Genomic DNA, 25549 nt, shown 5'->3' with positions numbered 1-25549 from the left:
TGAATAATCAAATGATGTGTTATATTATAAACACTGATGATATTTAAGATCAATATTATTTCACTAAAAGAATGTTTTGGCAGATTATCTGTCAGCAAGGAGGCTTCTCATGACAACTTTGACAAACGAGATGAAACAAACCGTAACAGACATCTTTGAACATCTGCACGCCCATCCAGAAATCAGCTGGGAAGAGACAAATACGACAGCTTATATTGAAGCTCTATTAAAGAAATTAGGCTGTAAAACGAGAACATTTGAAGACTGTACAGGGGTAATCGGTGAAATTGGGGAAGGCGCACCAGTGGTTGCTGTGAGAGCCGATATTGACGCATTGTGGCAGGAAGTAGATGGCGTATTTCAAGCCAACCATTCATGCGGACACGATGCTCATATGACGATGGCACTTGGGACATTCATGGCATTGAAAGAAAAAGAACTTCCGAGTGGCACGATCCGATTCATTTTTCAGCCTGCCGAAGAAAGAGGCGGCGGCGCTTTAAAGATGATCGAAAAAGGTGTGTTAGCTGACGTCGATTATTTATACGGGGTGCATGTGCGCCCAATTCAAGAAACCTTAAACGGACGCTGCGCTCCTGCCATTTTGCACGGATCAAGTAATCATTACGTCGGGACCATTCTAGGGGAGGAAGCTCACGGTGCACGCCCGCACCTTGGGGTCAACGTCATCGAAGTTGCATCTACGCTTGTGCAGAGACTGGCGCATATCCATGTCGATCCACGAGTCGCCCATTCTGTGAAAATGACCAATTTAAATGCAGGCGGCGGCAGCTCAAACATCATACCTGGCAAGGCCTCTTTTACACTCGACGTTCGGGCACAGACAAACGAAGTGATGGATGAATTAGAAAAGGAAATTGAAAGAGCATGCCATTCTGTAGCGGATGCTTTTGGCGCCTCTATCACACTTTCAACTGATCATCGTCTTCCAGCTGCGACATTAAATGAAGAAGCTGTGGAGATCATGTCACATGCCATAGAGCAAGTGCTAGGCAAAGAACAGCTCGATCCACCGATCGTGACGACAGGCGGAGAGGACTTTCATTTTTATGCAGCAAAGCTTCCTCATATTAAATCGACGATGCTCGGTTTAGGCTGTGATTTAAAACCTGGGCTTCATCACCCTTATATGACATTCGATCGCTCTGCGATTTTTACCGGCATTGAGATTTTGACGAAAGCTGTATACAAAACGCTTCAGCAGCATTCATCGTAAAATAAAAAAACCACCCGTCTTTCCTGAAGCGGGTGGTCTCCTTTATTTTACGCATTCACATCTGTCATTGCCGGTACATTGATCTCTTTCACACAGGACACCCTGGATAGATGAATGACACATCTCGCCAGCTCGACAATATCTTGTACAGGTATTCTCGTTTCATCATACAGAGCAATGGCTTTTTCAGCGCCATCTTCGTATGGAACTTCTGCCGCCAGCTCTCCCGGATTGATACAGGTAACGGATATTTTATCTTTCCTTACGTGCTCTCTTAGTGCGTTCACAATACCACGAAGCCCAAATTTAGAAGCAACAAAAGAAACCTGAGGCAAATTCGTATGGTCAAGTCCCGCAGTAGAACCAATGACGATGATCTTTCCATTCTCAGATGTCCTTACGTGCGGAAGCAGAGCTTGAATGTAGGTAATCGTTGAGGTAACGTTCACATTGATTAAATGAGCGATATCCTCCGGTTGATCATGATCGAAAGAATAATCATCTTCAAAGCCGCGTTTCTCCCATAAACCTACGTTATAAATGAGTACATCAATTGTCTGATCCTTCAATGCTTCGAGCATAAAAGGGATATGGGTTTGGCTTGATAAATCGATCTTCAGCCAGATTCTACGCACCCCATCGTCTATGTTCAAACTGCTTGGTTCACTTCGTGACACAATCCATACTGTATCTCCACTTGAAGGAAGACCTTTTACAAAGGCATCCCCTAATCCTTGACTCGCACCAAATATGATATAGTTTTTACTCATGCTTCCTCCTTCATGGCTCACTTACGAGCTTCCATCCATACACCCATTCATCTGTAAGCGTTTTATACCTATATCATACAATGTCTTATACATGCCCGCCCCTTTTATGCTCATCTTCACTTTCTAAATGGCCTAGCTTCCTTATTTCCTTTAATTCCGCTGGTAACGCACGCGCTTCTATAAAGCTTTTGATCATGTCGACAAAAAGTTCTTTCTTTTCAAAAGTAAACGTATGTCCAATGTCAGGAACGATGAACCCGGCTGCATTCGGGTGTGCATTCGTGATTTTCTCTGCTGACCTAGTCATAATGCCCTTTTCCTTTTCTCCCACTGTCACAAGAATCCGTGCCTTCGCTTGTTGAAACGTCTCAGGGAGCTTGTAATGAAGATTTTCTTGAAACATCGTAAGCAGCGTCTTCTTCTGCAATTGTTTGGAATCCGCTGCATAATGATCCAGTACATCGTTTGGAAGTCCCATCTTTTCTGCTTGCAGCTGGATGAACCAATCTTTCTTTAATAACGGATATGTAAGAGGTAAAATGGGCCTTACCATCAAATAGAGCCATGGTAATGGCAACACAAGGGCGCTATTGATGATGGCGATGTCTGCGATGTCTGGCTCTCTCGATAACACATCAACGGCTACCTGTGCACCTAGAGAGAAGCCAATTAGAATGACTGTACGACCATGTGCATGCTCCTTTATCCATGAAATGATTTCAAGAGCACTTTCTCGCATGGAAAACGACTTTTCATTTGCTCTTGTCCCGTGACCGATAAAATCAGGGGTATAGCATTCATACGTTTCCTTGAATATTTCCATATGCTCCTGCCACATCCAGCTGCTTACGCCTCCACCGTGCAGGAAAATCATCATTGGTTTTTCCACCATCGACAACTCATCCACCATCCTTATATATAAGAAAAAGCAGTCGCTTTTTGAGCAGACTGCTTTTTCCATATGCTCCCTTCTATTATAAGGGAACTGTTATACAATTGGCTATTTTTTCAAATCTTCGATCGAGTTGACGTTTTTCATATAAGTCGGAACAACGAGACCCATGCGAAGACCCTTCATACTTGTACCGAGATCATCATATTTTCCTTTAAACTTCGCTGCATACGTTTTATGCGTATTTGGAAGCCATGCAGATAATGATGCATCAGCACTTCCGGTTGCAATTGCTGTCCACATTGGACCCGCTTCAACCTGAGTCAAGGTCACTTTAAAGCCAAGTTCACGCAATACCTCTGCGGCCACATTGGTACTTGCAATCTCACTATCCCACGCAACGTAGGCAAGATTGATTTTGTCACCGTTTGACTTTTTCACGCCTTTTGTCCATTTCGCTACTTGATCTTTATGCTTTTTCACATATTTAACAGCAGCATCCTTTGGTTTGACGCCATCCTGAATATCAAGCATCACTTCACCCATGTCATCTTGAGACCATTTAAACTGACTGAGCATTTTGGCTGCTTCCGGCTGATCCTTCGCAAATCCTTTACGAGAAATGGTGTGAATTTCTTCTTCGTCACCATATGATTTTTTCGGATCATCTAAATATTTCAAATCGTAGCGGGAAAACATCCAGTGAGGATTCCAGCCAGTGATGATAATCGGTTTTTTACGGTCATACGATTTCTTCAATGTCGCTGTCATCGCTGCACTTGAGGCAGATACAACCGTCCAATCCTCTAAACCGTAATCCTTTTTCGCTTGATCGGTTAAGGCCATAATACCTGAACCCGGATCAATCCCGATAATCGTTTTATTGACCTGCTGCGCTGCACTTGCATTTGAATCTGATTGTGCACCACAAGCCGCTAGTAAAAAGACGAGCAGGGCGGTCATCCCAATGTAGAGAGACTTTTTCCACATTAAGCATTCCCCCTGGTTTTTTTCGTTTTAATGTTTTGTGTAATACGATCTAGTGTGATCGCTACGATAACAATGGCAATACCAGCTTCAAAACCAATCCCTGTTTTCAGCTGCGTTACTGCACTATATACTTCCGAACCAAGTCCTGGTGCACCAACCATTGCCGCAATGACGACCATGGATAGAGCAAGCATGATACTTTGGTTAATCCCAGCTAAGATGGTTTTTGTAGCAAGTGGAAGCTGAACTTTGAACAAACGCTGGAATGTCGTTGAACCAAAAGCTTCTGTTGCTTCAATTAAATCAGATGGTACTTGTTTAATCCCAAGAATGGTCATACGAATCGTTGGCGGCATAGAGAAAATAACCGATGCCACAACCCCAGGAACAACTCCAATATTAAAGAAGAAGATCGCTGGTAAAAGGTATACGAATGCAGGCATTGTCTGCATTAAGTCTAAAATAGGTGTGACAATTTTACGCACCGTTTCCTTCTGTGATGCCCAAATACCGATCGGAACCCCGATCACGATAGAAATGACCACAGCTGTCAGAACGAGCGCAAGTGTTTGCAGCATTGGCTGCCAGTAGCCTAAATAGTCGATCAGTAAGAATCCAATAAGTGTGAAAAGAGCAACTCCTCTTGTACTGATCCACCAAGCAATGCCGGCAAAGATAAGCGTTAAAATAATGGATGGAATGACGCCAAGTGCAGCTACAATACCATTTACTGTTCCAGCTAATCCATTTGTGATGCCATCAAAAAAACCACCAAAGGTTAATGTTAACCAGTCAACAAATTGATCGATATAATCCGCGAACGGAATTCTAGGTAAATCACTCATACTAAACATCTTATTCTACCTCCTGTGCAGAAGGCTCTTGTGCTTTAATTTCCTCTAGCTCGTTAGAAGACATGTTGATATATTCATCATTACCTGATAATGCACCAATCAATGCACCTCTGACCACAATACCCTTCATTCTGTTTTTCTCATCTACAACGGCAATTGGAATGTTCGCATCAGACACCGCGTCAAAGATCTCTGTTAAATACGTTGATTCCAATACTGTCGTAAATTCTTTATCAAGAACAGTTTCTAGCGACGCACCCGTTTCTGCCGCTTTTTTCGCTGCTTGTGCAGAAATAACACCTAATAAATGCTTTTTCTTATCTACTGCATAGATAGACGAAATACCAAGGTTCTTCATGAGCGTGAGCGCAACACGTGCCCCTTTATCAATCTGAACTGTTTCTGCACGTTTCATAATATGACCAGCGGTTAATACTTTAGAAAGGTCTACATCTTCAACGAAACGTTCAACATACTCGTTCGATGGGTTCATCAGAATTTCTTCTGGTGTTCCGATTTGAACGATATTCCCGTCTTTCATGAGGACAATGCGGTCGCCAATACGAAGCGCTTCATCTAAATCATGCGTGATGAAAATAATTGTTTTTCCTACAGACGTATGAAGCTCAAGCAATTCATCCTGCATGTCTTTACGAATTAATGGATCTAGTGCGCTGAATGCTTCATCCATTAACAAAATATCAGGGTCATTAGCTAGTGCACGTGCCAATCCAACACGCTGCTGCATACCGCCACTTAATTGATTTGGGTACTGCTCTTCAAAACCTTCAAGTCCAACAAGCTTTAAAGATTCAAGCGCTTTAGAGCGGCGCTGTTCTTTCTCTACACCTTGCAATTCAAGCCCATATTCTGTATTCTCCAGAATGGTACGATGCGGGAACAATGCGAAGTTTTGGAAGACCATGCTGATCTTTTTCCGTCTAACTTCACGCAATTGATCCTTTGACATATTTGTTATCATATCCCCATCAATATAAATTTCGCCGGAGGTTGGTTCGATTAACCTATTTAGCAGCCGCACAAGTGTGGACTTTCCGCTCCCTGATAGCCCCATGATGACAAATATCTCGCCGTCATACACATCAAAATTTGCTCGATTGACACCAACTGTTGCGCCGGTCTCTTTTAGGATTTCTCTTTTTGTCTTCCCTTTTTCAAGCATTTGAGATGCTTTTTTAGCATTTTTACCGAAAATTTTAGATACATTATTTATCTTGATTTTGATCTTTCTCTCTTCAGAATTCATTTTTTCCCTCCAAATTAGCATCTTTATAACCGTAACATAAGCGTTATGATGCGAACAATCTTTAGAATTCGCTTATTTCCGTACAATATGTATGAATTCCATATAGAGGTCTGGTGATTACAGTTTATACGCCGTATTACTCGTAAATCCTATAGAATGCTTCATAAACTACATATTTTACGGGGTATTTTCTCTCATCAGACAATATTTTACTGGAAATTCCTTATTGTGCTAAAAAATAAGTCGAATCCTTGTGATAGCGGACTTTTTCTTTCATGGGTGAACCATGCCCCTGAACAGGATTTACCCGAAAAAGGTCACATAAAAACCTTTTTCCTCAAATTTTAATCAAATTCATGAAAAAAACTGCCTGCAACTTTCGTTACAGACAGCCTGTTTTTTTAGGACTCTAGGGCAGCTTTCTTAATATTATCTTGAAGCTCAAGCATACGTTTTGTTCCGTCCTCACGTAATCGTTTGTTTTCTTCTTCAATCTGCTTCGTCTCTTTCATCCCTTGTACAATCGTATTAAAGGATGATTCGATCGTTTCAATGTCGATGCTTGGACGACCTGATAATTTAGCAATCTCAACACTTTGACTTGAGATATTTTCAGCATTTCGTTTCAGCATTTCATTCGTTCTTCTGTCCAGTTCACTCATGGAATCAGCCACAAGCTTTTGTCTCTTCACTGTCACCGCTTGAATAATTCCATTTTTGAAAATTGGAATCGTAATGATGAAGGCAGAGTTAATTTTCCCGATTAATTTCGTATTACCACGCTGTAGCAAACGGATTTGCGGTGCCGTTTGAAGTGCCACCATCCGTGCCATATCAAGATCATATACACGCTCTTCAAGCGCTTGAATCCCATTACGAAGCGTATCCAACTCCATTTGTGCCAGCTGGTTTCCCCCCGCCGCTTTTTCTTCATAAGAAGGAACCAATTGTTTTAATTCTTCGATCTTCATTTGCCCTGCGACGACATACTTTTCAAGCTCCATATAGTATTGAATGTTATGCTCATACATTTCTTCAAGCGTAACCGTCGATTTGGTCATTTCATCTTTGTATTTACTGATTTCCACATTGATTTTTTCAATTTCTGCACCGAGCGTTTGATATTTGCTGAAAATCTTTTCGATCATGCTGCCGCCGCGTTTAAAGATTTTTGATAACAAACCACCCTTAGGCTCGTCAAAATCATTTTTATCAAAACGATCCATAATTTTTCCAAGCTGTGTAAGCATCGTTCCTGAGTCTGTGACACTTGTTGAACGCATCATAGAGAGAATACGGTCAGAAAACTTAGAGATTTCGACAGCCGGCTGTTTTCCGTATTCAAGCAGTTCAAGCTGATTTTTGGCATCAATCTGTCTCGCAATGTTTTGGACTTCTGGTTCATTGCGCAGCTGAACGCGAATATCGTCTGCCTTTTCAATCGTGATTTCCTCTTTATCAATTGAAATGATGTCATTTCCGTTTGTATTTGTCATAAGCTTTGATCTCCTTATCGGTTTTTAATGGATTGAAATAACTTTCTCACAATAGACGGCTCTTTAAACTCTTGGTTCATGACCATTTCATCAAGCCAATGTGTATCAAATAATTGATCGTCTATATACCGCTCTATACACTGATAGCCGGCGGGATGATACACGAAGAGATCCACACCCATTTCATTTAGGAAAATCAGGGCAGCCGCATCAGAACGAGTCAGCTCACCATTATATTCCGTATGGTATAAAATCACTTTCGGTACAGTCTGGGCATAATCAAAGGTTTGAATGAGTTCAATTACATCTTGGTTCATATGCAGAAGCTGCTTGAATAAATAAATACGCACATCTAATTCAGTCTCATGGCCTTCTTTTAACAGCTTCGGATGCTGACAAATGCGAGAAATGGCCTCTGCGATCGCACGCTGCGTGCCCTCATATAAATGCGAGAACTGCCACACATTGCTTTTCATTAACAAATCAGGGTCAACCTCTCCTGCTTTAGAGAGTGCATGCTGATAATGAAATTGATAATTCGAAGACACTTCTTGTGTGAAAGGGAAATGACGAATCGTTTTCGTTTCTTTCCCCTCCATTAGCGTGTGGATACGGTCCCAATATTCTCGCTTGTCTCTCGTCACCCCCATCATCTTCGCAAAAAGATTCGGAATCTGTATGGTGTCACGGTCTGCTTTGAAATTCGGGCGGATAAACGACCGTTCCTTCGCAATTAAAAATAGCTCATCATACGTTGTCTTTAGCGTAATAGAATGAGGGGTATGATCTCTGAATTGCCATGGCTTATACAGCATGGAATCTTCTGTGTGAAGTACCTCTTCAAGCTCTCTTGTCGAACGGTACGCCACCGTTGATTTCCTCTCAGGCTTTTCAGTAGGGAACGGTTCAAGCTTTGACGTCCCTGGATACTGATCAATAAAAGTCAGCTTTTCTTCTGGATCTAATTCACGAAATTGATCCTTGCCTTCTGGATGAAACAGCACCACATCACAGCCAATCAGCATGACATAGTAAAGAAAATAAAGCTGACTTTTATTCGCCTCTCCATACCAAATGACAGCTGGCATTTTTTCTTCCAAATTGCCTTCCTTCAGCCATGGTCCTAGATGATTATTTGAAAACTTCACCACATCTAGCAGCACGCGGCGGAAATCAGGATGCTGGAATCCCCCTTCATGCAGCTGCTTGAAATGTTCAAACACCTGGATTAGCGAAAGGCGGATATGCCGGTTCATCACTGGGTTTGGATGACGGACAATGAGCTGTTCACCGTCTAAGAAAGCCACAAATCGATTCACGGACAATCCCTTTTCTTCCTGATTGATCATATGAATCCGCTGGAGCGCTTGAAAGTGCTCCGGCTCAATATGCCGGTTGAGGGTTTCACTTAAAATATGCATGCCGTCAGTTTCGTATAATTCATGTAAATAAATAAAATAATCGGTTGCATCATGCGGAGTTCCAAGGACACGGGCGGCGAGACGCGGCAAGGATAAGGTGTGCTCGTCCTTGACGTAGCCGTCTCGTTCAGGGAGCGGCTTTTTCAGCAGGTTTTTCCAAGCTTCCTGTTTCGCCCGTGTCTGGGTTACATTGATTTCTTTATAACTCACGCCGCTCCTTCCTTTCTCCTATATTTTCTCGAAAGCTACTACTATCATATCATTCAGCCTTCTACTTCTGCTATCGAATCGAAGGCTTTTTTGCTGTGTTCATCTTCTTTGCGACAGAAGCGGCGATTTCGTCTGCCGCCGCCATGCCAGAGGCTGTCGTCGGTTCAAGCGATAGATCAACATCTAAGACTTCACCATGACTCGGAGCGAAGCCTTTATCCGCTTGACGTATGAGATCAGCATCTAACAAGGAGTCGCCCGCACCATATACATATTCAAGTTGTAGCCTTTCTTTTAGAAAAGCAACAGCAGCCCACTTATTGAGCGGCTTTGGAATAAAATACAGCTTTCGACCCTGAAGGGAAACTTGCCAGCCTCTCTCCTCACCCCACAGCCTTAATTCAGCGAGCGGAATATGAGAAAGAAACTCGTCTTTCATAATTAAATAAAGAAATCTTCCCTCAGCTGTTCGAGTACGTTTCACCCAAGCGGCAACCGGAAGTTCAGAGATCGCCCGCAGCATATCTCTCACCGGCATACACTCTTGCAGTCTCTCATCTACAATCGCCTGCCACTCCTCAAGCGGCTTACCGTGATGAAGGATACAGCCGCCGTTTGTCGTGACGGCATACTCTGGTTTGATCTCTTGCTGAAAGAGAGTGATTCGTTCAAATTGTGCTGTCGTTCTTGTCGTCACTGGGATAAACCAGCCTGCTTGATGAATTGCCTGTAAGGAGGCTTTCGTTTCAATAGACATATAGGAAAGCGGCCGGTCGTCCAGCACCTCAATTAATTCGTATGCTCCCTTGTATGCATACTGCTCAAGCATTCGATGTGAGTATATCAGTGTCCGGTCTAAATCACTGGCAAATGCGATGTTCTTCATGACGATTGCTCCAACGGGCGGATGAGCCCGCAGCATGTGTAGGACATGTTGGCATATTCAATGACGGGCACGCCTCTGTCCTCTGCGAGTAGTAAAATGTGCTTGAGCTTTTCCCGAGATCCAGGCTGAATGAGTATTTTCCAAGGGACTCTTCTGAGCAGCACACGGGTCGTCTCACCGACGCCCGGCTTAATCAAATGTGTATTGTCTATTTTGAACTCCTGACCAATTGCTTCAATGGATGTCATCCCCCGCCAGTCAGGAGGCGTTCCTTGTGCGAGCAGGGTCTCTGCTTTCTCTTGTACATTTGCATTAAGTTCAGAAAATGCTTCTTCAATTGTATTCACGTACAGATTAGAGACATCCTCATCAATGAGCTCTTCATAATACTTGGCCCCATGGAAATCATCGGCATGGATCCAGCGGTTGTTTAGCACCGTTCGACTAACTAGACCAGAGACCGTTGAATTCAAGCAGGCACTTGGAATGAGGAAATCCTCTCTCGTTCCGTAAACACTCGTACAATAACCAGGATCAGCAAGCACAGCTAGCTCACTCGAAAGACGAATTCCATATTTCTGTTCAAAATCAAGCACCGCTTTTTGAAGCTCTTTGGAAATAGCACCCTTTCCGGTCCAGCCGTCAATAAAGGCAATCTCAAAACCTGGATGTTCTTTGAGGATATAATGTAGCGCATTTTCATCTATTCCACGGTCACGAATAATAGAGATGCTATAATGCGGCAAATCGAGACCATACGTCTTTCTGATATACCGTTTAATGAGCACCCCGATTGGTGTCCCAGCCCGTGCCAAGCTGCACAGAACGGTTTGAAAACCTCGCTTTTTCACAATTTGTTCTGCGACAACCGCTACGGCTTCCGCTACCTTTTGCTTACTTTCTTCAAGAGATTGATAGAATAAGTCCATATAAGATGCCGTCGGCTTATATTCAATTGGCAGCATTTCTGAGTAATGGGCACCGCTCTGAATAGAGCGCTCCCGCTCTTCTGTACTTTTCTCCATCTCAATCGACGATAAATCCTTGAGTAAGAAGGTTACGTCCTGCTCTGGATAGCTTCCCATCTTTGTATACACGTTAGCCATTCACCTTCACCTCATCTGATAAAGTCACAATATGCACATGCTTCACATGCCGCTCAGCAAATAAGTGGATCAGCGGCATCAAAGCTTCTTGAGACACCTTTTTCTCAAAAAACAAAAAGACATCATCGTACTGATCTTTAGGGATATTGTACACATAGTGCTGAATGCGGGCATCCTCTGGACTCAAAAATGCGAATCCGTTTTGAACGGCGTACCCTTCCTTTTCAACCGGATGAATCGGACTTCTTGTCGTCGAATGAAAAAGGACACCTTCGCCCATATGAGCTGCAAGTCTCATCGGCACATACATCAATTCTCCTGTCCCTAAGCAGAGTGTCTGTTTTCCTTTTCGTTCTCGCTGAAGCTTCAGCCCAGCCTCAGCAGCTGCTTGATCAATGGCGTCCGTGTCCGCTGCGCTTAAACCGAAACGACCTGTTTCATGGATATACGGCGAATGCCCCGCCGGATTGACTGCATGGGAAAGTGAATATGGCACTTGCTTAAAGAAGGATTGAAGAGAATGAAAAGAGAGTTCAGGTCTTTTCTCTTGCGCAGCAATTTCATACGAATAAGCAGGCTCATCCAGTGTTGTCCCCCGAAACATCATCTGCCCTTTTAATAAAGATAATGATGTGATATTTACCCCTAGCTCCTCTTGAAGCTGAAGCATCGCTTCCTCGTGCTCCTCTGTTCTCCAATCCAAAATGGATAGAATCGTATAAGAGGATCTAGGGTGCTTTGCGTGCAGATCCCGAATAATATTCATATTTGTCCGGCCTGTCGTGACCTCATCATCTACTAGCACAATCGGGCGATCCGTACGAAGTAAGGCGTCGTCTGCGTAGCAAAGCTGATCTGTCGCATGAGAATGTTCCTCTTCAAATACGAGTGAAGGATCAAGATCCAACAGCTGTTCACGTGTCGTATGAATGTAAGATGCTCCTTCTATGACGTCATACACACCATGACCAAGCGCAGTTGCCGTTTCAGCAAAGCCGATCACAATCGGCTCGTTTACCGCCGAAAGCTTCTCTTTTTTGAGCGCAGCATAGGCTTCAGTTAACTTAACATGATCATTCGTTTTTAGTGCTTCTACTACATCGTCTTGATGCGGGGGCGTCTTGCCTGTTTGTTCTTTTGCATAAGCCATTGCTAAAAGACCTGAGACGAGGAGTGGTTTCAACGGGTGAACAGGCATATGTTTCCCGAGCACCTTGCTAACAAATAAAAAGGCTCTCTTTTTGTTCACCCGTGCCGCCATGTCAAAAAGATGTTCTTTTTCAAGCTGAAGCGTACCCTCTTTGAGGTTAAGCTCCACCTCCATATGTTCCAAGATGTTCAGCGTATGCGGCTTCTGATTCTGTGAGTATGTCGATATAGCTTCTATTTTCATGAAACACCCCGTAAATGTCTGACTTCATTAAAATGTTTTCCGCCCAGCGATAGTGCGGCTTCGTTTCGTTCATTTTATTAGAGAAGTTACTCTTCAACACGCCGACTGTACCATCTGCATGCTCTAAAATACTTAATGCATCCATGTACTCTTCCTTTGTGACAACGTACATGCTTTGAACTGGCTTGAGATGCGTTGGATGGATGACTGTCTTGCCATGAATACCGTTTACCACATCCAGCCTTGTCTCTTTGAGCAGACCTTGCATATGATCGAGCTCAGATGATAAAGACTCACCACTCTTAGAAATTGCACGGATGAATGGATTTTGTTCTTTTCGTGCCGGTCCAAAATGCTCCCATACAGCTCCTGATATCACAAATGAACGACCAAAATAATTGATGATATCTGTGATCAACTCAGCAATGACTCTGATCTCATAAATGGTGGTCTCGCGATCACGGCGAATGCCGTACAATCCACACAGATCCGTTGCCCCAATGCGAATATTCAAAATATATTCCTCATCATTCAGCATGATCTGCTTTAACTCAGACAACACCTGATATCTCGTTTCTTTTTCTAATAAATCTGGTGTTTCTAAAATGGGCATTCCGTATAGTGTTTTCTGAGTTTGTGCTGAAGCTCGTTTCAAACTGTCTACATATTCCTTTGCATTGTGAACGGAGCACTTTGGAAACACAAAACCAGTCAGTAAATGAAGAGAGGAACCGAGCAAATCTGCCATTTTGAGCAGCTGTTTGGGCGAACGAACCCGAATAAATAAAAGCGGCAAATGCTCAGCCATTTCTGGAGATTGATGAATTGTCTCAGAAAGGCAGGTCAATTGTGCCACTATATTCTGTTCAGCCATGTCCACTTCCTGATCACCAATGGCGTCCTCCAAGCAAAACACAACAGAGCAAAGCGCTTCATATTTCTGCGAAAGCAGCATGTCTGCTACATCCTGTCTTGTCGCAGGCATATACAAAGTAGCACCTAATGCATGCGCAAGTACATGCCTTGGCGTCAATGAATGAACTGCCGCCGGCCGCTTAAAAAAAATATCGTGCTGCCTCGTCTCTGATAAAAAACGAAAATATCGCATGCAGTGCCACCTCCTGTTGTAATGACTTGATGATTCAAAAAAGGATGGAGCCGCTAGTCAACTCCATTCCTTTTTGATCGTCCTATTCTTCTTTTGAAGCCGCAGCTTCGTTTGTTACACCTTGATGCTTCTTCTTATTGATTTTATGAACAATAAACGTTCCGATAAACGCTAGGATAATAATCGCAAAGAATGCGAGATGCGGGATTTCAATATGAGCAGCACTTAAGCCCATTTTGATGGCAATAATTCCAATGAGAATAAATGCCGTATTCTCAAGCTCTGGTATACGGTCGATGAGCACAAGGAATAATTGTGCCACTGTACGCATCATGAGAATTCCAAGCATTCCACCTAAAAGAAGAATCCATACTTCCTCAGATACAGCGAATGCAGCAAGAATACTATCTACCGAGAAGGCAAGGTCCATAATTTCTACAGAAATAACAGTTGCCCAGAAGACGCCAAATACACGAATCATCCAGCCTTCTTTTTTCAATTCCTTCGCTTCGTCATCTCCGTCACCTAACCAGAAGTGCTTAATGACCAGCCAAGCCAAGTATGCAGCGCCTAGAACCTTAATCCACCAAAACTTAATAAGCAGCATCCCTACGCCAATGAATAGAAAACGGAAGAAATAAGCGCCAATTAATCCGTAGGTTAATGCCTTTTTACGCTGCTTTTCAGGTAAATGTTTCACCATAACAGCTAATACAAGTGCGTTATCCGCTGACAACAAACCTTCAAGCACGACAAGGGTCCCAATAAGCCCCCAAGAGACAGGGTCTGTTAATACCTCTGCCCACATATGCCAATCAAAAAACGAGGCATACGTGTCCAACATATGTTTCAAAATGTCCAACTGGTTTTCCTCCTATAAGTGTAGAAGCATCAGCAGGCTTTCGCCTGCTGTTATTCTTGATCGCTGTTTCTTTCTCACTTTGGAAAATACCCTCATATGAGTCATTGGCAGCGCCTCTTGAATGAAGTTGTTTCTTCTCTTTACACTTCTAACCCATAATTTTGACAAAGAGCAGCAAGTCCGCCAGAGAATCCGCTTCCGATTGCGTTAAACTTCCAATCGCTGCCGTGTCTGTATAGTTCGCATACGACGACAGCTGTTTCAATTGAGAAGTCCTCCCCTAAATCAAAACGAATCAATTCTTCCCCGCCCTCTTCATTTACAACACGAACAAATGCATTAGAGACTTGTCCAAAATTCTGGCTACGTGCCTCTGCATCATGAATCGTCACTGTAATTCCGATACGATCAATGTTAGCAGGAATTTTCGAGAAATCAACGAGAATTTGCTCGTCATCTCCATCTCCTTCACCCGTACGGTTATCACCGGTATGAGTAACACTACCGCTTGGATGCTGCAGATTATTATAGAACACGAAGTCTGTGTCTTGTTGACAACGATTGTTTGCATCTACTAAGAAAGCCGAAGCGTCCAAATCAAATTCGGCTCCGCCTGAATATTTATTCGTATCCCAGCCAAGTCCGATCATCACTTTTGTCAGCCCTGGATTGGTTTTCGTTAAATCGACACGTTGTCCTTTTGAAAGCTGAATCGCCATATTCGTATCTCTCCTATCTCCTGAAAATATGAAAACGGGCGTTACCCGATATCTAAGCCGAAGTCTGTTGCAATGCGGGCAAGTCCGCCTTGATAGCCTGATCCAACAGCTGAGAATTTCCACTCTCCGCCATGACGGTATAATTCACCTACAATAATCGCTGTTTCAATTGAAAAGTCTTCTGCCAAATCATAGCGAATGAGCTCTTCATTTGATGCCGCATTTAAAATACGGACGTAAGCGTTAGACACCTGTCCAAAGTTTTGGCTGCGTGCTTCTGCATCATGGATTGTAATGACGAAGGAGATTTTCTCAATACTTGCTGGTACAGTTGAAAGATCAACATTGACCTGCTCGTCATCTCCGTCTCCTTCACCTGTACGGTTATCGCCTGTATGTACGATACTTCCGCCACCGCCAGTTGTTTGATTGTAGAAGACAAAGTCAGATGGAGAGTTTGCTTTCCCTGCTGCATCTAACAGGAATACGCTTGCGTCTAGATCAAAGTCATGTCCGCCATCATACTTGTTTACATCCCAGCCAAGACCTACGACTACTTTTGTTAAACCTGGATTCGTTTTTGTTAAATCAATTTTTTGACCTTTCGCTAAAGAAATTCCCACTAGGAACCTCTCCCTTCTAATTAAATGTAGTTTCTCGTAATATCGGCAAGCTTCGCATCGTTTGTACCATTTCCTACAGCTACAAACTTCCACTCATTCTCGTGGCGATAAAGCTCTCCAACGATTAATGATGTTTTACCTGCATATTCATCTTTCAAATTATATTTCACTAATTCTTGATTGTTTGAACGGTCAACAATTCGGATGTAAGCATTTTGAATCATACCAAAGTGTTGGTTTCTTCTAAGTGCATCATAAATGTTCACAACGAACACCAATTTATTCACATTGCCTGGTACCTTGCTTAAGTTGACGAGGACTTGTTCATCATCTCCGTCTCCTTCACCTGTCAGGTTGTCACCTGTATGTTCAACACTGCCGCATTTGCTTTTCAAGTTACCAAAGTAAATCAGATCTTTATTTTCAACAAACTTATCATTTTTCAGCATCAGCACTGAAGCGTCACAATCAATATCAGCACCGCCGCCTCCGCCAAACAGCTTACCTAAAAAACCGCCGCCTTGTGATACAGGGTCCCAGCCAAGTCCAACTAGAATATTGGTTAGTCCTGCTTTTCCTTTTGTTAAATCAATACGTTGACCTTTTTCTAATGTAATCGCCAAATCAATCACTCCTCCAGCATAATAAAAATCTATTTATTAAGCGATGGACCCTTTTAAAATCATCATACATGAAAATTCGACAAAATTCATGAAATGACATTGGAGCCTCTTACTCTTTTTTCTATTTACTAGTATATACGATCTATGTATAAAAGAGGTTTCAATATGATGATATTTTTTTAAAGAAAGATCCATGACAAAAATGATTCATGTCGTAAAAGAAGTGTTTCATGTGAAACATTGTCGAATGTTCCCGTTACACAGCCTCTCGCTTAAAAACAGAGCTCGCCTCCACTTCATATGTTGATATAGAAAATTCACATACATAGCTGTGATAAACCCTTTCATTTCCTTCCGTTCATGTCTTTCTTTATACTTATGAATAGAATTCAACGTATTGATGAAAGGGTGTTGATGATGCCATCACTTCATATATTAGATCAAGTCTCCATCCCTAAAGGTCAGACCGCACAAGAAACATTGGTTCATACGACAGAGCTGGCCAAGCTTGCGGAAACACTGGGGTATGAGCGGTATTGGTTTGCTGAACACCACAGCACGAGAGGACTCGCGAGTACAGCGCCTGAAATATTAATGGCACATATTGCTTCACACACATCGACATTGCGCACAGGCTCTGGGGGGATTTTACTCCCGCAGTACAGCCCTTTTAAAGTAGCAGAAGTCACCCGCCAGCTTGAAGCCCTTTACCCTGGGCGGATTGAGATCGGGGTTGGTAAATCCCCAGGCGGAATTGAACGGACGAGACTCGCATTGACAGACGGCGTGAAGAAAGAACTATCTCAATTTGACCGCCAGCTGGAGGACCTTCTTTTTTACTTATCTGACAGCCTGCCTTCTGGTCATCGGCATGCAGGAGTGAAAGCGGCTCCGCTCGTTGATTCTTATCCGCCAGTCTGGTTGCTTGGACTCGGGGAAAACAGTGCCATCCAGGCGGCATCACTTGGAATCAACTATATTTTCGGACATTTTATTCATCCTGCACGAGGCCGGCAAGCTTTTGAAGCGTATCGGTCACACTTTTCTCCATCCGTTTTCTCACGTCAGCCTCAGTCTATGTTTGCTGTCTTTGTGATCTGCGCAGACACAGACGAGGAAGCAAGCCGCATTGCCACCAGTACAGATTTATGGCTACTTCGGGTTGAAAAAGGGCTGGACAGTCGCGTTCCTTCTATAGAAGAAGCAGAGAACTATCATTACACTGAGCAAGAAAAGAAAAAAGTGTTACAAAACCGCCAGCGAATGATTGTTGGCTCAAAGCAAACAGTGAAAGAACAGCTGCAAATCTTAATGGACCGCTATCAAACGGACGAGATCATGATATTAAACAATTCATTTAATCCAATGGAAAAACAGCGTTCCTTTGAACGAATCGCAGAACTATTTTGAAGCCAATCTTTCATTGGCTTCTTTTTTTACATTGTTATAAAAAATGGGAAATGTAACATCGAGATGTCAAAAAGCTGCCTTCTGTCATCTGATCGCAAATGTGTCTTCTAATCGTTAGCGAACTGTAAACGCATGGTAGGTGTACCTTTTATATAGTAGAGGTACATATGAAGTAACGGTTTACAATGCTGAGAAGGAAGGAGATGACTGGCCTTGAATAAGCGACTCGACTGGGTGGATGCGGCTAAAGGAATCGGCATTCTGCTCGTCGTTATGGCACATGTACCCATTCCTGATTCATTCAAGCAATTTATATATTCTTTTCATATGCCACTCTTCTTTTTACTATCAGGTATGATGTTTCGATCATCCTCACAACCTGCTATGTCATTTATACAGAAAAAAGCAAAAAGCTTGCTCTTACCTTATCTCTATTTCTCCATTATTACGTACGTTTTCTGGTTCACGGTGACCCGATTTTTCGCCTTTAAGGGGCAAACAGATATTGATCCATTCGTTCCTTTTACAGGGATTTTCATTTCAAATGCCGATGAAGCAAGACTGACGCATAACCCAGCCATCTGGTTTTTAACGACGCTCTTTTTAGTGGAAATGTTGTTTTTCTTGATGCATCGTCTGACAAAAGGAAAACCAGCTGTATTGATTTTACTGACCGTCCTTTGTGGCGGAGCCGGATATGCTTCCACGCTATTGTTAAACCAGAGTCTCCCTTGGAATGCCAACGTTGCGTTAACGGCTGTTGTGTTTTATTCAATCGGATTTTTAGCAAAACAATGGTTTGTGGAATTAAAAACAGATCCTACCCTTCTGTTATGTACAGGTCTGCTTGTACTGACTGCATATATGCAAAGCTTTAATTCACGAATTGATATGCGGGTCAATGACTATGGGGATCTATTCATTTTTTATGCTTGTGCACTGCTCGGTTCAGCTGCTGTTATTTATTTAAGCTTCAAATTGAAAACGTCCACGATATTGACGTATCTCGGACGTCATTCCATTGTGATTCTCGTCCTGCAATTTGCCGGTATCGATATCATGAAGGCATTTGTTTATTACGGACTAGGCATCAATATCTCTGATACAGCGCAGCTTTCTTGGACGCTCTTTTATACGATCGGTACATTGCTGCTCATGGTGCCATGTATCTCTTTCTTGAGCAAGTATCCTATGCTGCTCGGCAAACCAGCAAAGTCAGCACACCGCTACAAAGAAAAAACATCCGCCGGCTAATGGGGCGGATGTTTTTCTATTATTCATCATTTAATTGAGAAGGATAAAGCGTCATTCCTCCATCAACAAATAATGTAGTACCTGTAATATAGGCCGCTTCTTTCGATACGAGAAATGCAGCGGCGGACCCAATCTCTTTCGGATCGCCAAACGTTCTCATTGGAATTTTCTCAAGCTGCTTTTGTTTTTTTTGTTCATCTTGAAGGTCGTCATTTGATTCCGTTGCCATTGTACCTGGTGCAATCGCATTGACCCGAATACCCGCTTCGGCATAATCAAGAGCCAGCGTCTTCGTCATCATATTCATTCCTCCTTTAGAAGTAGAGTAATGAACATTAAACGGACGCGGGATCTCTTGATGGACACTGGATATATTCAAGATGGATCCTTTCACATCATGTTCCATCATATAGGCAATCGCTGCCTTTGCTCCTAAAAATGAGCCTGTGATATTCACATCAATGACCTTTTGCCATTGTTCCAGCGTCATTTCATGCGGCATTGCTTCTTCACCATTAAATCCCGAATTATTGACGAACACGTCTAGTGCGTTAAAATTCTCCAGCGCGGCATCCATTAACGCCTGAATTCCTTCCTCTTTGGAGACATCTGCGTGTACTTTCACCGCCCTACCTCCATGCTGCTGGATGGCTTGTACTGTTTCTTCAGCACCCTCTTCATCACCTTTATAATTCACAACCACGTTCATTTGTTCTTGTCCAAACCTCAATGCGATGGCTTGTCCTATGCCTTTAGAAGAACCTGTCACAATGGCTGTTTTCCCTTTTAAGTCTTGATACATTCTCATTTCCTCCAATCACGTGCTTCATCTTGTTGATACACAATGGTTACCCATTTTGAAAAAAAGAAAAACACAATCCTCTTGAATACAAAGGATTGTGCTGTTCATCAAACTAAAAGGTGTTATAAACATTCTCACATGTTTCAGCTGTGGGCTGGTAAAAGCAATGTGACTTATACCTTGCCACAAACGGCTGATTGTACCAAGTGGATGGACAATTTCCAGGCGGTTTAAAATACCAAAGACTGAATTTCGCAGGCCAAAATCGTTCACCATTAATGTTCCTCCGTGCAAGTGTCTTTTCACTTTCTCGTGCTCGCTGATAAAAATAGCCATGCGTGACCGCCTCAAACGCATGCTCCTGATAAATCATTTGTGGAATCGTACGCAGCCCTTTAAAGTCAGAACAGTTGGCACGCAAACGATTGATGCCTACATTTCCTACAAGCAGCATCCCTTGTTTCCCTTCACCTTCCGCTTCGGCTCTCAGCAGTCTGGCCATTAAATCAATATCAGAGCTTGTCGCTCTTACCACTGCCATACATCCACCTCCCATTCATTTCTCTTTTATTTTATGTAGGGTTTCTGTGTAGATGACTGCCATTTTGAAGGGAAAAGACACATTCCGTGTCGAGAGCCTGTCTAAATACCTCAACATTTCGCTGGACAAGTGTCTCTATGTCAACAACACACAAACCTAGTGATCATACACATCACAGGAAAAAATATTCATTACTAACGACTCATTTACAAGTCATAAAAATCCTTCTATTTGCTACATCTTCTTCAAAAACAGTCATTTGAACCTATTCAATAATCCGACTCAAAACCTTAAAATATAAAATGTTGAGTTTTTACAGGAGATTTCAAACAATAAAATACACATTTCTCCTCTCAACATAGTGTCATTTTTACTACTTGAAGTGGATGAACCTTTCGAACGCACTGAGGTATTGACAGTACTTTCGCTTCATTCTACAGTAAAAAACATACAGTATTTTTCTTTTTGTGCAAAAAGAACGATATGAACTAAAGCTTTCCAATGAAATTCACCATAAAACCCGAGGAGGAAAACATCTCATGTTTAAAAAGAAATTATCCCTGTTTCTTCTGATTTTGTGTGTAACTGTTGTCGCTGCTGCTTGTAGTGGTGGAAAAGACAAAACTGCTGCGAAAGAAAGCGATACAAAAAAATCCCTTGATGCAGCTGAAGTAAAAGTAGAAAGTGCTGAGTACACTTTACCACCTCAATACGATACATCTGTTCAGGATGATCAATATGTCCTAAAAGTGAATGTATCTGTAAAAAACATCAGCAAAGAACCATTGAATGTGGATAAAAGCAACTTTACGCTTTACCAAGATGACGCTCAGGTGTCTACCATCTCTCCTGATGACTACAACGAAGTATTATCTTCAAGCTCTCTAAATGCAGGTAAAGTATCAAAAGGTGGTCTTTTCTATGTAGTTGATAAAGAAAAAGACTATCAACTTGTCTACACAGAGCCTGGTTCTGGATCGAAAAAAGATGACAAAACACTAGAATTCGATATTAAAGGAAAAGACTTGATGAAAAAGGCAGATACACTTCAAGCGTCTGCAAAAGCCCTTTCTTCTTATATTGATGTCATGATTTTTGGTAAGAAAAATGACGATTTCGAAAAACTAACAGGTGATAACAAATCAACTGTCGTAAACGAATTTGATAAATCATTCAAACAAGGCTATATTTCTTCTTCTGGTATTTCATCTAGCTCAGCAAAAGACGAAAACCTTGATAAGCTTCTAAAAGCTGTGAAAGAAACATTAGCTGAAAAATCAAAAGTATCAACGAAAACAAAATCAATCAGCGGTGATAAAGCTGTCGTGACTGTGACACTTACACCAATTGATGCAAGCCCGCTTGTCGATCGTTTAAAAGAAAAAGCAACTGAATTCTACAGCAAAAACCGTACAGCATCTTATGATGATGCACAGAAATATCTACTTTCTATCTATCCAGATGAATTTAAAAAATTAGGACCATCATCTTCTGAAGAAACAGTAGAAGTGAACATGAAGAAAAACGATATCGACCAATGGAAACTTGATTTGAACGACTACAAAACAAGCTCATTGGTTGAAAAGTTCATCAAGAACTAAAGAAAAACCCCCGGTTCCCGGGGGTTTTTTATGAATATTTATCTGTCACGACAGTATGCTGAACTCTCTATATGTAAAATATTCTCGTATGGTAGACAAGGTTTCCTTAGCTTTATATATCTTTACGTAGGAAGCGTTTCGTTTGATAGTATACATTCTTATTTTGGACTTCACTAATTTTATAAAAACACTATATATGTATTTCACATCACCAAAAAATATTATTAAATTAATTACATTTAAATTTAAATTATTCTTTAATGGTAAATTATTAAATTTAACATGTTTTCAATATAAAAACAGCTATTATATGACCTTATGAATCATATTTAAGGTAAATTTAAACTTTTTTATTTTATCAATATGTTAAAATTAATTACCAATTAAAGGAGTGATATTAAAAATATGAAAATTAAATTTATGTTGAAGAGAGCCACAATTTTAACTGTATTCGTTTTTACTCTTAGCGCTTTATCACCTTTGACTAGTTTCGCAGAACCTAATCAAGTTAAAGATCCTGTTTTAGAAGGGGTCTTAGCTTCTGAGACTGTAGAAGGGATAGACACTACTGTAAAATTAGATGATAGCGTTCTATCCAAAAGTTTTGATCTCGAAGAAGAAGTTATGAATCTACCTTCTATAAATGAAATGACAAATAAAGAAAAAAAATTATTTTATCAAATAGTAGACGAACAAACAGAATTATCCGGTGTTGACGAAAAAGAATTATTTAAAGAAGCAATAGTAGATTTCTTTGATGAAAATTCTGAAACATATCAAGATTTGACTGGTGTACAATCTGAATTAGAAAAAGAAATGGAGTCTTTAGATAATAATCAAAATGACTTTAGTGATAATCAATTTGCTACAATAAAAAATACTTTTAGTGATATGATTGGAATTAAAGAGACTCAGGCAGCTTGGAAGATTGGTTTATCTGTAAGGGTAACAGGTGCTATAATAAACACTGCTATTGGAATAGCAGTGGGAGGGGGAGTAGGAGCTATTCAATCATTTATTATCAGTAAAGGAAAGAAAGAAGCTCAGAAAATATTTACCCGAACAGTTACAAGTAAACTAAAAGCATGGGGTGCAAAACACCTAGCAACAGCAGTTGGCGTTTCTGTAGCTTTCGCTTTAAATTATTTAGACATTGGTACTCAAATTGCTAAACAGTTAGATAAACGAGATAAACGGCCTAATAATGGTTGGGTTGATATATATTAAGAGGAGTCTATTATTATATGAAAAATATAGTGAAATACATTGTCTTTGCATGTGTAATTACAATATTTTATTATTTCTATAATATGTATGTACCCAAAAATATTTTTTATTTTCTTGCTTTGCCTATTACCTTTATTATTTATTGGTTTATTTCCAAAATATTTGATAAAAAACAAAGGTCTGATAACTGAGTTTTAAACCATTTTTAGTAGAAAAGATTGTATGATATTTACTTACTTTCAGTTGTTGGTTTACAAATTTAATATCTTTTCTCCATAAACAATTTAATAAACGCCCTCTTCTAAAAGAGGGCGTTTATTTATTTCGCCAGCATCCATTTCTCTTTCATAAACAAACTTCTCACGATGACAAACAAGATCATCACTGTCAGCGCCGAGGAGCCGAGCGTCAGGCCAATCGACATTGGGTCAACGATGCCAAACATCAATTGCTTGCATAGTGCGTGAATATTAAGGAATGGGATCGCAAAGTAATACGTATCTAGCTGCATAGCGCCTGCTCTCATGGTGAAAAACATCGGAATCACACCTAGTGTAATGATCATGGACATGTACGATTGTGCTTCTTTCACTGAGCTTGAAACGACACTGAGCAGCAGTTCAATCATGGATACCATGAATGAGAAAATAATTAATGCCGCAAACATAACACCGATGATGCTCCACACTTGATCTCCGAAGTTCAGCGCTTGTTTCAGCTTTTCTGTAAAGAGCAATGTAGAGAGCAGCAGCATGCCAATCGCCACAATGCCACTTAATATACCAAACATAGAAACAGCTAGCCATTTTCCAATTAAAAGCTGAAGTCTGCTGGCCGGTGTCAGGAATAAAGCTTCAATTGACTTTCTATCCTTTTCACCTGCTACGATATCAAGCGCAGCTGGCAAAGCACCTGAGATCACGGACGTCACTAAAATCATTGGAAGGAGAATCGACAGCAGCATGGTGGTCACCCCGTTTTCTCCATCCCCGTCCTCTCCTTCTTGCACATCAACCGATTGTACCTCAAATGGATGGATCACTGACGATTTGATCTGATCCTGTGCCAAACGCTTTTCTACGACTTGGTTTTGATATTGTTCAAGCAATGATTGCAGCATTTGAACCGCAATCACGGAATCATCATCTGTTGGATACCCATGGACTTTAATGGCAAACGATGTTTGATGCTGAAGCATATCGCCTGCATCTTTTGGCATTTCTAGATAAGCATTTGCCTCACCGTCTTTAACGGCTTGTTGCGGGTCATCAAATGTTTCAAGTTTCAGGTTTTTCACTTCTTTGATCATGTCATTCATATCGGACGGAAGCTTTTCATTGATTGCGACTGTATACGTTTTATCGCCTGGATCAGCGATCATGCTTTCGTAGAAAAACACGAGTCCGAGCATCGTCAAAAGAGGGATCAACACTGTTAAGAGCAGCGTTTTTCTGTCTCTGAGCGAATCTGTCATTTCTTTTAAAAAGACGGTTTTCCACATTATGCATTCCCCCTTGCGAGCTTCGACATAAAGATGTAATTCAAGTCTTCACTTTGTTCCTGTGCATATAATTCTGGAAGCGTTCCTTTGTACACGAGCTCCCCTTGATGTATCATCATGACACTGTCACAAAGCAGGCTGACTTCTTCCATGATGTGGCTTGAAAATAGAATCGTTTTATTTTGCTGTTTCAACTGATGAATAAACTCTCTAAAAATATTACTCGATGTGATATCTAAACCTGTTGTCGGTTCGTCAAACAAAATAATGTCAGGGTCATGAATCAATGTTCTGGCAATCGCCACCTTTTGCTTCATCCCTCTTGAAAATCCTTTTACCTTGCGATCCATGTACTGCCTCATCCCGAATCGCTTTGCCAAATCCTCAATTCTTGCTTTGATTTCATGCTGATCTAAGCCATATAATTTCCCAAAGTATTCAAGGTTTTCACGAGCCGTCAAACGGTCATAAAGTCCCGTCTCGCCGCCAAATAAGACCCCAATTCGCTTCTTCACTTCAGTTGCTTCTTTGACTGTATCAAAGCCTGCAACATTGACTGTTCCATGAGTAGGCTCCAATAATGTCGCAACGGCGCGTAATAATGTGGTTTTCCCCGCACCATTTTCTCCTAAAATGCCGACGACTTCTCCTTCCTTCACGGAGAACGTCATATGTTTCATCGCCTTTACGACTTTTTTCTTATCTGTAAACCAGCAACTACAATCGCTGAGAGTAATCATTTGATTCGCCCCTTTC

At 41.5% G+C, this 25549-nt stretch carries 24 protein-coding genes; 5 read left to right on the top strand and 19 right to left on the bottom strand.

From position 1 onward, the window contains the following. The first annotated feature begins 109 nt into the window (after positions 1-109). Complete coding sequence (locus MHB38_RS01720) at positions 110-1237, top strand: M20 peptidase aminoacylase family protein (protein ID WP_025206698.1); 1128 nt, start codon at positions 110-112, stop codon at positions 1235-1237. 47 nt (positions 1238-1284) lie between these two features. Here MHB38_RS01720 and MHB38_RS01715 read toward each other — a convergent pair whose 3' ends face one another. The 15 genes from MHB38_RS01715 to MHB38_RS01645 form a co-directional block, all read right to left on the bottom strand. Further along, positions 1285-2007: an SDR family NAD(P)-dependent oxidoreductase gene (locus MHB38_RS01715; protein ID WP_007498314.1), complete on the bottom strand. Its 723-nt coding sequence runs from the start codon at positions 2005-2007 to the stop codon at positions 1285-1287. Positions 2008-2092: 85 nt separating this feature from the next. Further along, positions 2093-2899, bottom strand: coding sequence for an alpha/beta fold hydrolase (locus tag MHB38_RS01710; RefSeq protein WP_445661566.1), 807 nt, complete (start codon positions 2897-2899; stop codon positions 2093-2095). Between the two features lie 108 nt (positions 2900-3007). Beyond that, positions 3008-3889: a glycine betaine ABC transporter substrate-binding protein gene (locus MHB38_RS01705; protein WP_008342122.1), complete on the bottom strand. Its 882-nt coding sequence runs from the start codon at positions 3887-3889 to the stop codon at positions 3008-3010. Next, positions 3889-4734, bottom strand: a complete 846-nt coding sequence (opuAB, locus tag MHB38_RS01700) for a glycine/proline betaine ABC transporter permease subunit OpuAB (protein ID WP_024718999.1) — start codon at positions 4732-4734, stop codon at positions 3889-3891. The genes MHB38_RS01705 and opuAB overlap by 1 nt, the downstream gene beginning before the upstream one ends. 10 nt (positions 4735-4744) lie before the next feature. Beyond that, entirely contained in the window at positions 4745-6010 is a 1266-nt protein-coding gene (gene opuAA, locus MHB38_RS01695; protein ID WP_041091219.1) for a glycine/proline betaine ABC transporter ATP-binding protein OpuAA, read from the bottom strand. Positions 6011-6411: 401 nt separating this feature from the next. Beyond that, a complete protein-coding gene (locus MHB38_RS01690) occupies positions 6412-7506 on the bottom strand; it encodes a toxic anion resistance protein (protein WP_025206695.1) in 1095 nt (364 codons plus the stop codon). Positions 7507-7520: 14 nt separating this feature from the next. After that, a complete protein-coding gene (locus tag MHB38_RS01685; RefSeq protein ID WP_035703101.1) occupies positions 7521-9137 on the bottom strand; it encodes a YceG family protein in 1617 nt (538 codons plus the stop codon). Between the two features lie 70 nt (positions 9138-9207). Continuing rightward, positions 9208-10023 carry an HAD family hydrolase gene (locus tag MHB38_RS01680; RefSeq protein ID WP_050826903.1) on the bottom strand — a complete coding sequence of 272 codons (816 nt, stop codon included), beginning with the start codon at positions 10021-10023 and terminating at the stop codon, positions 9208-9210. After that, positions 10020-11129 carry a cysteine protease StiP family protein gene (locus MHB38_RS01675; RefSeq protein ID WP_024719003.1) on the bottom strand — a complete coding sequence of 370 codons (1110 nt, stop codon included), beginning with the start codon at positions 11127-11129 and terminating at the stop codon, positions 10020-10022. The genes MHB38_RS01680 and MHB38_RS01675 overlap by 4 nt, the downstream gene beginning before the upstream one ends. Beyond that, positions 11122-12453: a phosphoribosyltransferase family protein gene (locus MHB38_RS01670; RefSeq protein ID WP_098680981.1), complete on the bottom strand. Its 1332-nt coding sequence runs from the start codon at positions 12451-12453 to the stop codon at positions 11122-11124. Before MHB38_RS01670 ends, MHB38_RS01675 begins: the two co-directional genes overlap by 8 nt. After that, positions 12437-13630: an HpcH/HpaI aldolase/citrate lyase family protein gene (locus MHB38_RS01665; RefSeq protein ID WP_341002155.1), complete on the bottom strand. Its 1194-nt coding sequence runs from the start codon at positions 13628-13630 to the stop codon at positions 12437-12439. Before MHB38_RS01665 ends, MHB38_RS01670 begins: the two co-directional genes overlap by 17 nt. 82 nt (positions 13631-13712) lie before the next feature. Then, positions 13713-14492 carry a TerC family protein gene (locus MHB38_RS01660; protein ID WP_008342130.1) on the bottom strand — a complete coding sequence of 260 codons (780 nt, stop codon included), beginning with the start codon at positions 14490-14492 and terminating at the stop codon, positions 13713-13715. A 140-nt stretch (positions 14493-14632) separates the two neighbouring features. Then, the gene (locus MHB38_RS01655; protein ID WP_007498343.1) at positions 14633-15211 is read right to left on the bottom strand and encodes a TerD family protein; all 579 of its coding nucleotides are present in this window, start codon (positions 15209-15211) and stop codon (positions 14633-14635) included. 41 nt (positions 15212-15252) lie between these two features. Then, the gene (locus MHB38_RS01650; RefSeq protein ID WP_008342133.1) at positions 15253-15834 is read right to left on the bottom strand and encodes a TerD family protein; all 582 of its coding nucleotides are present in this window, start codon (positions 15832-15834) and stop codon (positions 15253-15255) included. Positions 15835-15854: 20 nt separating this feature from the next. After that, on the bottom strand, positions 15855-16457 hold the full coding sequence (locus MHB38_RS01645; protein WP_008342134.1) for a TerD family protein: 603 nt from the start codon (positions 16455-16457) through the stop codon (positions 15855-15857). Positions 16458-16874: 417 nt separating this feature from the next. Here MHB38_RS01645 and MHB38_RS01640 point away from each other — a divergent pair, with 417 nt between their 5' ends. After that, positions 16875-17867 carry an LLM class flavin-dependent oxidoreductase gene (locus MHB38_RS01640; protein WP_202734015.1) on the top strand — a complete coding sequence of 331 codons (993 nt, stop codon included), beginning with the start codon at positions 16875-16877 and terminating at the stop codon, positions 17865-17867. 213 nt (positions 17868-18080) lie between these two features. Beyond that, positions 18081-19121 carry an acyltransferase family protein gene (locus MHB38_RS01635; RefSeq protein ID WP_017358596.1) on the top strand — a complete coding sequence of 347 codons (1041 nt, stop codon included), beginning with the start codon at positions 18081-18083 and terminating at the stop codon, positions 19119-19121. Between the two features lie 19 nt (positions 19122-19140). On the opposite strand, the gene MHB38_RS01630 is transcribed toward MHB38_RS01635, so the two are convergent. Both MHB38_RS01630 and MHB38_RS01625 read right to left on the bottom strand, forming a co-directional pair. After that, entirely contained in the window at positions 19141-19923 is a 783-nt protein-coding gene (locus tag MHB38_RS01630) for a glucose 1-dehydrogenase (protein ID WP_017366553.1), read from the bottom strand. 112 nt (positions 19924-20035) lie between these two features. Further along, a complete protein-coding gene (locus tag MHB38_RS01625; protein WP_008342138.1) occupies positions 20036-20464 on the bottom strand; it encodes a cell wall hydrolase in 429 nt (142 codons plus the stop codon). A gap of 539 nt (positions 20465-21003) precedes the next feature. Between MHB38_RS01625 and MHB38_RS01620 the strand changes: the two genes are divergently transcribed. Both MHB38_RS01620 and MHB38_RS01615 read left to right on the top strand, forming a co-directional pair. Further along, positions 21004-22065: a DUF4352 domain-containing protein gene (locus tag MHB38_RS01620; protein ID WP_035390550.1), complete on the top strand. Its 1062-nt coding sequence runs from the start codon at positions 21004-21006 to the stop codon at positions 22063-22065. Positions 22066-22470: 405 nt separating this feature from the next. After that, on the top strand, positions 22471-23292 hold the full coding sequence (locus tag MHB38_RS01615) for a hypothetical protein (protein WP_008359091.1): 822 nt from the start codon (positions 22471-22473) through the stop codon (positions 23290-23292). A 319-nt stretch (positions 23293-23611) separates the two neighbouring features. On the opposite strand, the gene MHB38_RS01610 is transcribed toward MHB38_RS01615, so the two are convergent. Both MHB38_RS01610 and MHB38_RS01605 read right to left on the bottom strand, forming a co-directional pair. Further along, positions 23612-24793, bottom strand: a complete 1182-nt coding sequence (locus tag MHB38_RS01610; RefSeq protein WP_050826896.1) for an ABC transporter permease — start codon at positions 24791-24793, stop codon at positions 23612-23614. Then, the gene (locus MHB38_RS01605) at positions 24793-25533 is read right to left on the bottom strand and encodes an ATP-binding cassette domain-containing protein (RefSeq protein WP_007498365.1); all 741 of its coding nucleotides are present in this window, start codon (positions 25531-25533) and stop codon (positions 24793-24795) included. Before MHB38_RS01605 ends, MHB38_RS01610 begins: the two co-directional genes overlap by 1 nt. Between the last annotated feature and the right edge of the window lie 16 nt (positions 25534-25549).

It is taken from the genome of Bacillus sp. FSL K6-3176, assembly GCF_038003325.1.
Taxonomy (GTDB): Bacteria; Bacillota; Bacilli; order Bacillales; family Bacillaceae; genus Bacillus; species Bacillus altitudinis.
This window is presented reverse-complemented; position numbering and strand designations above follow the sequence as displayed.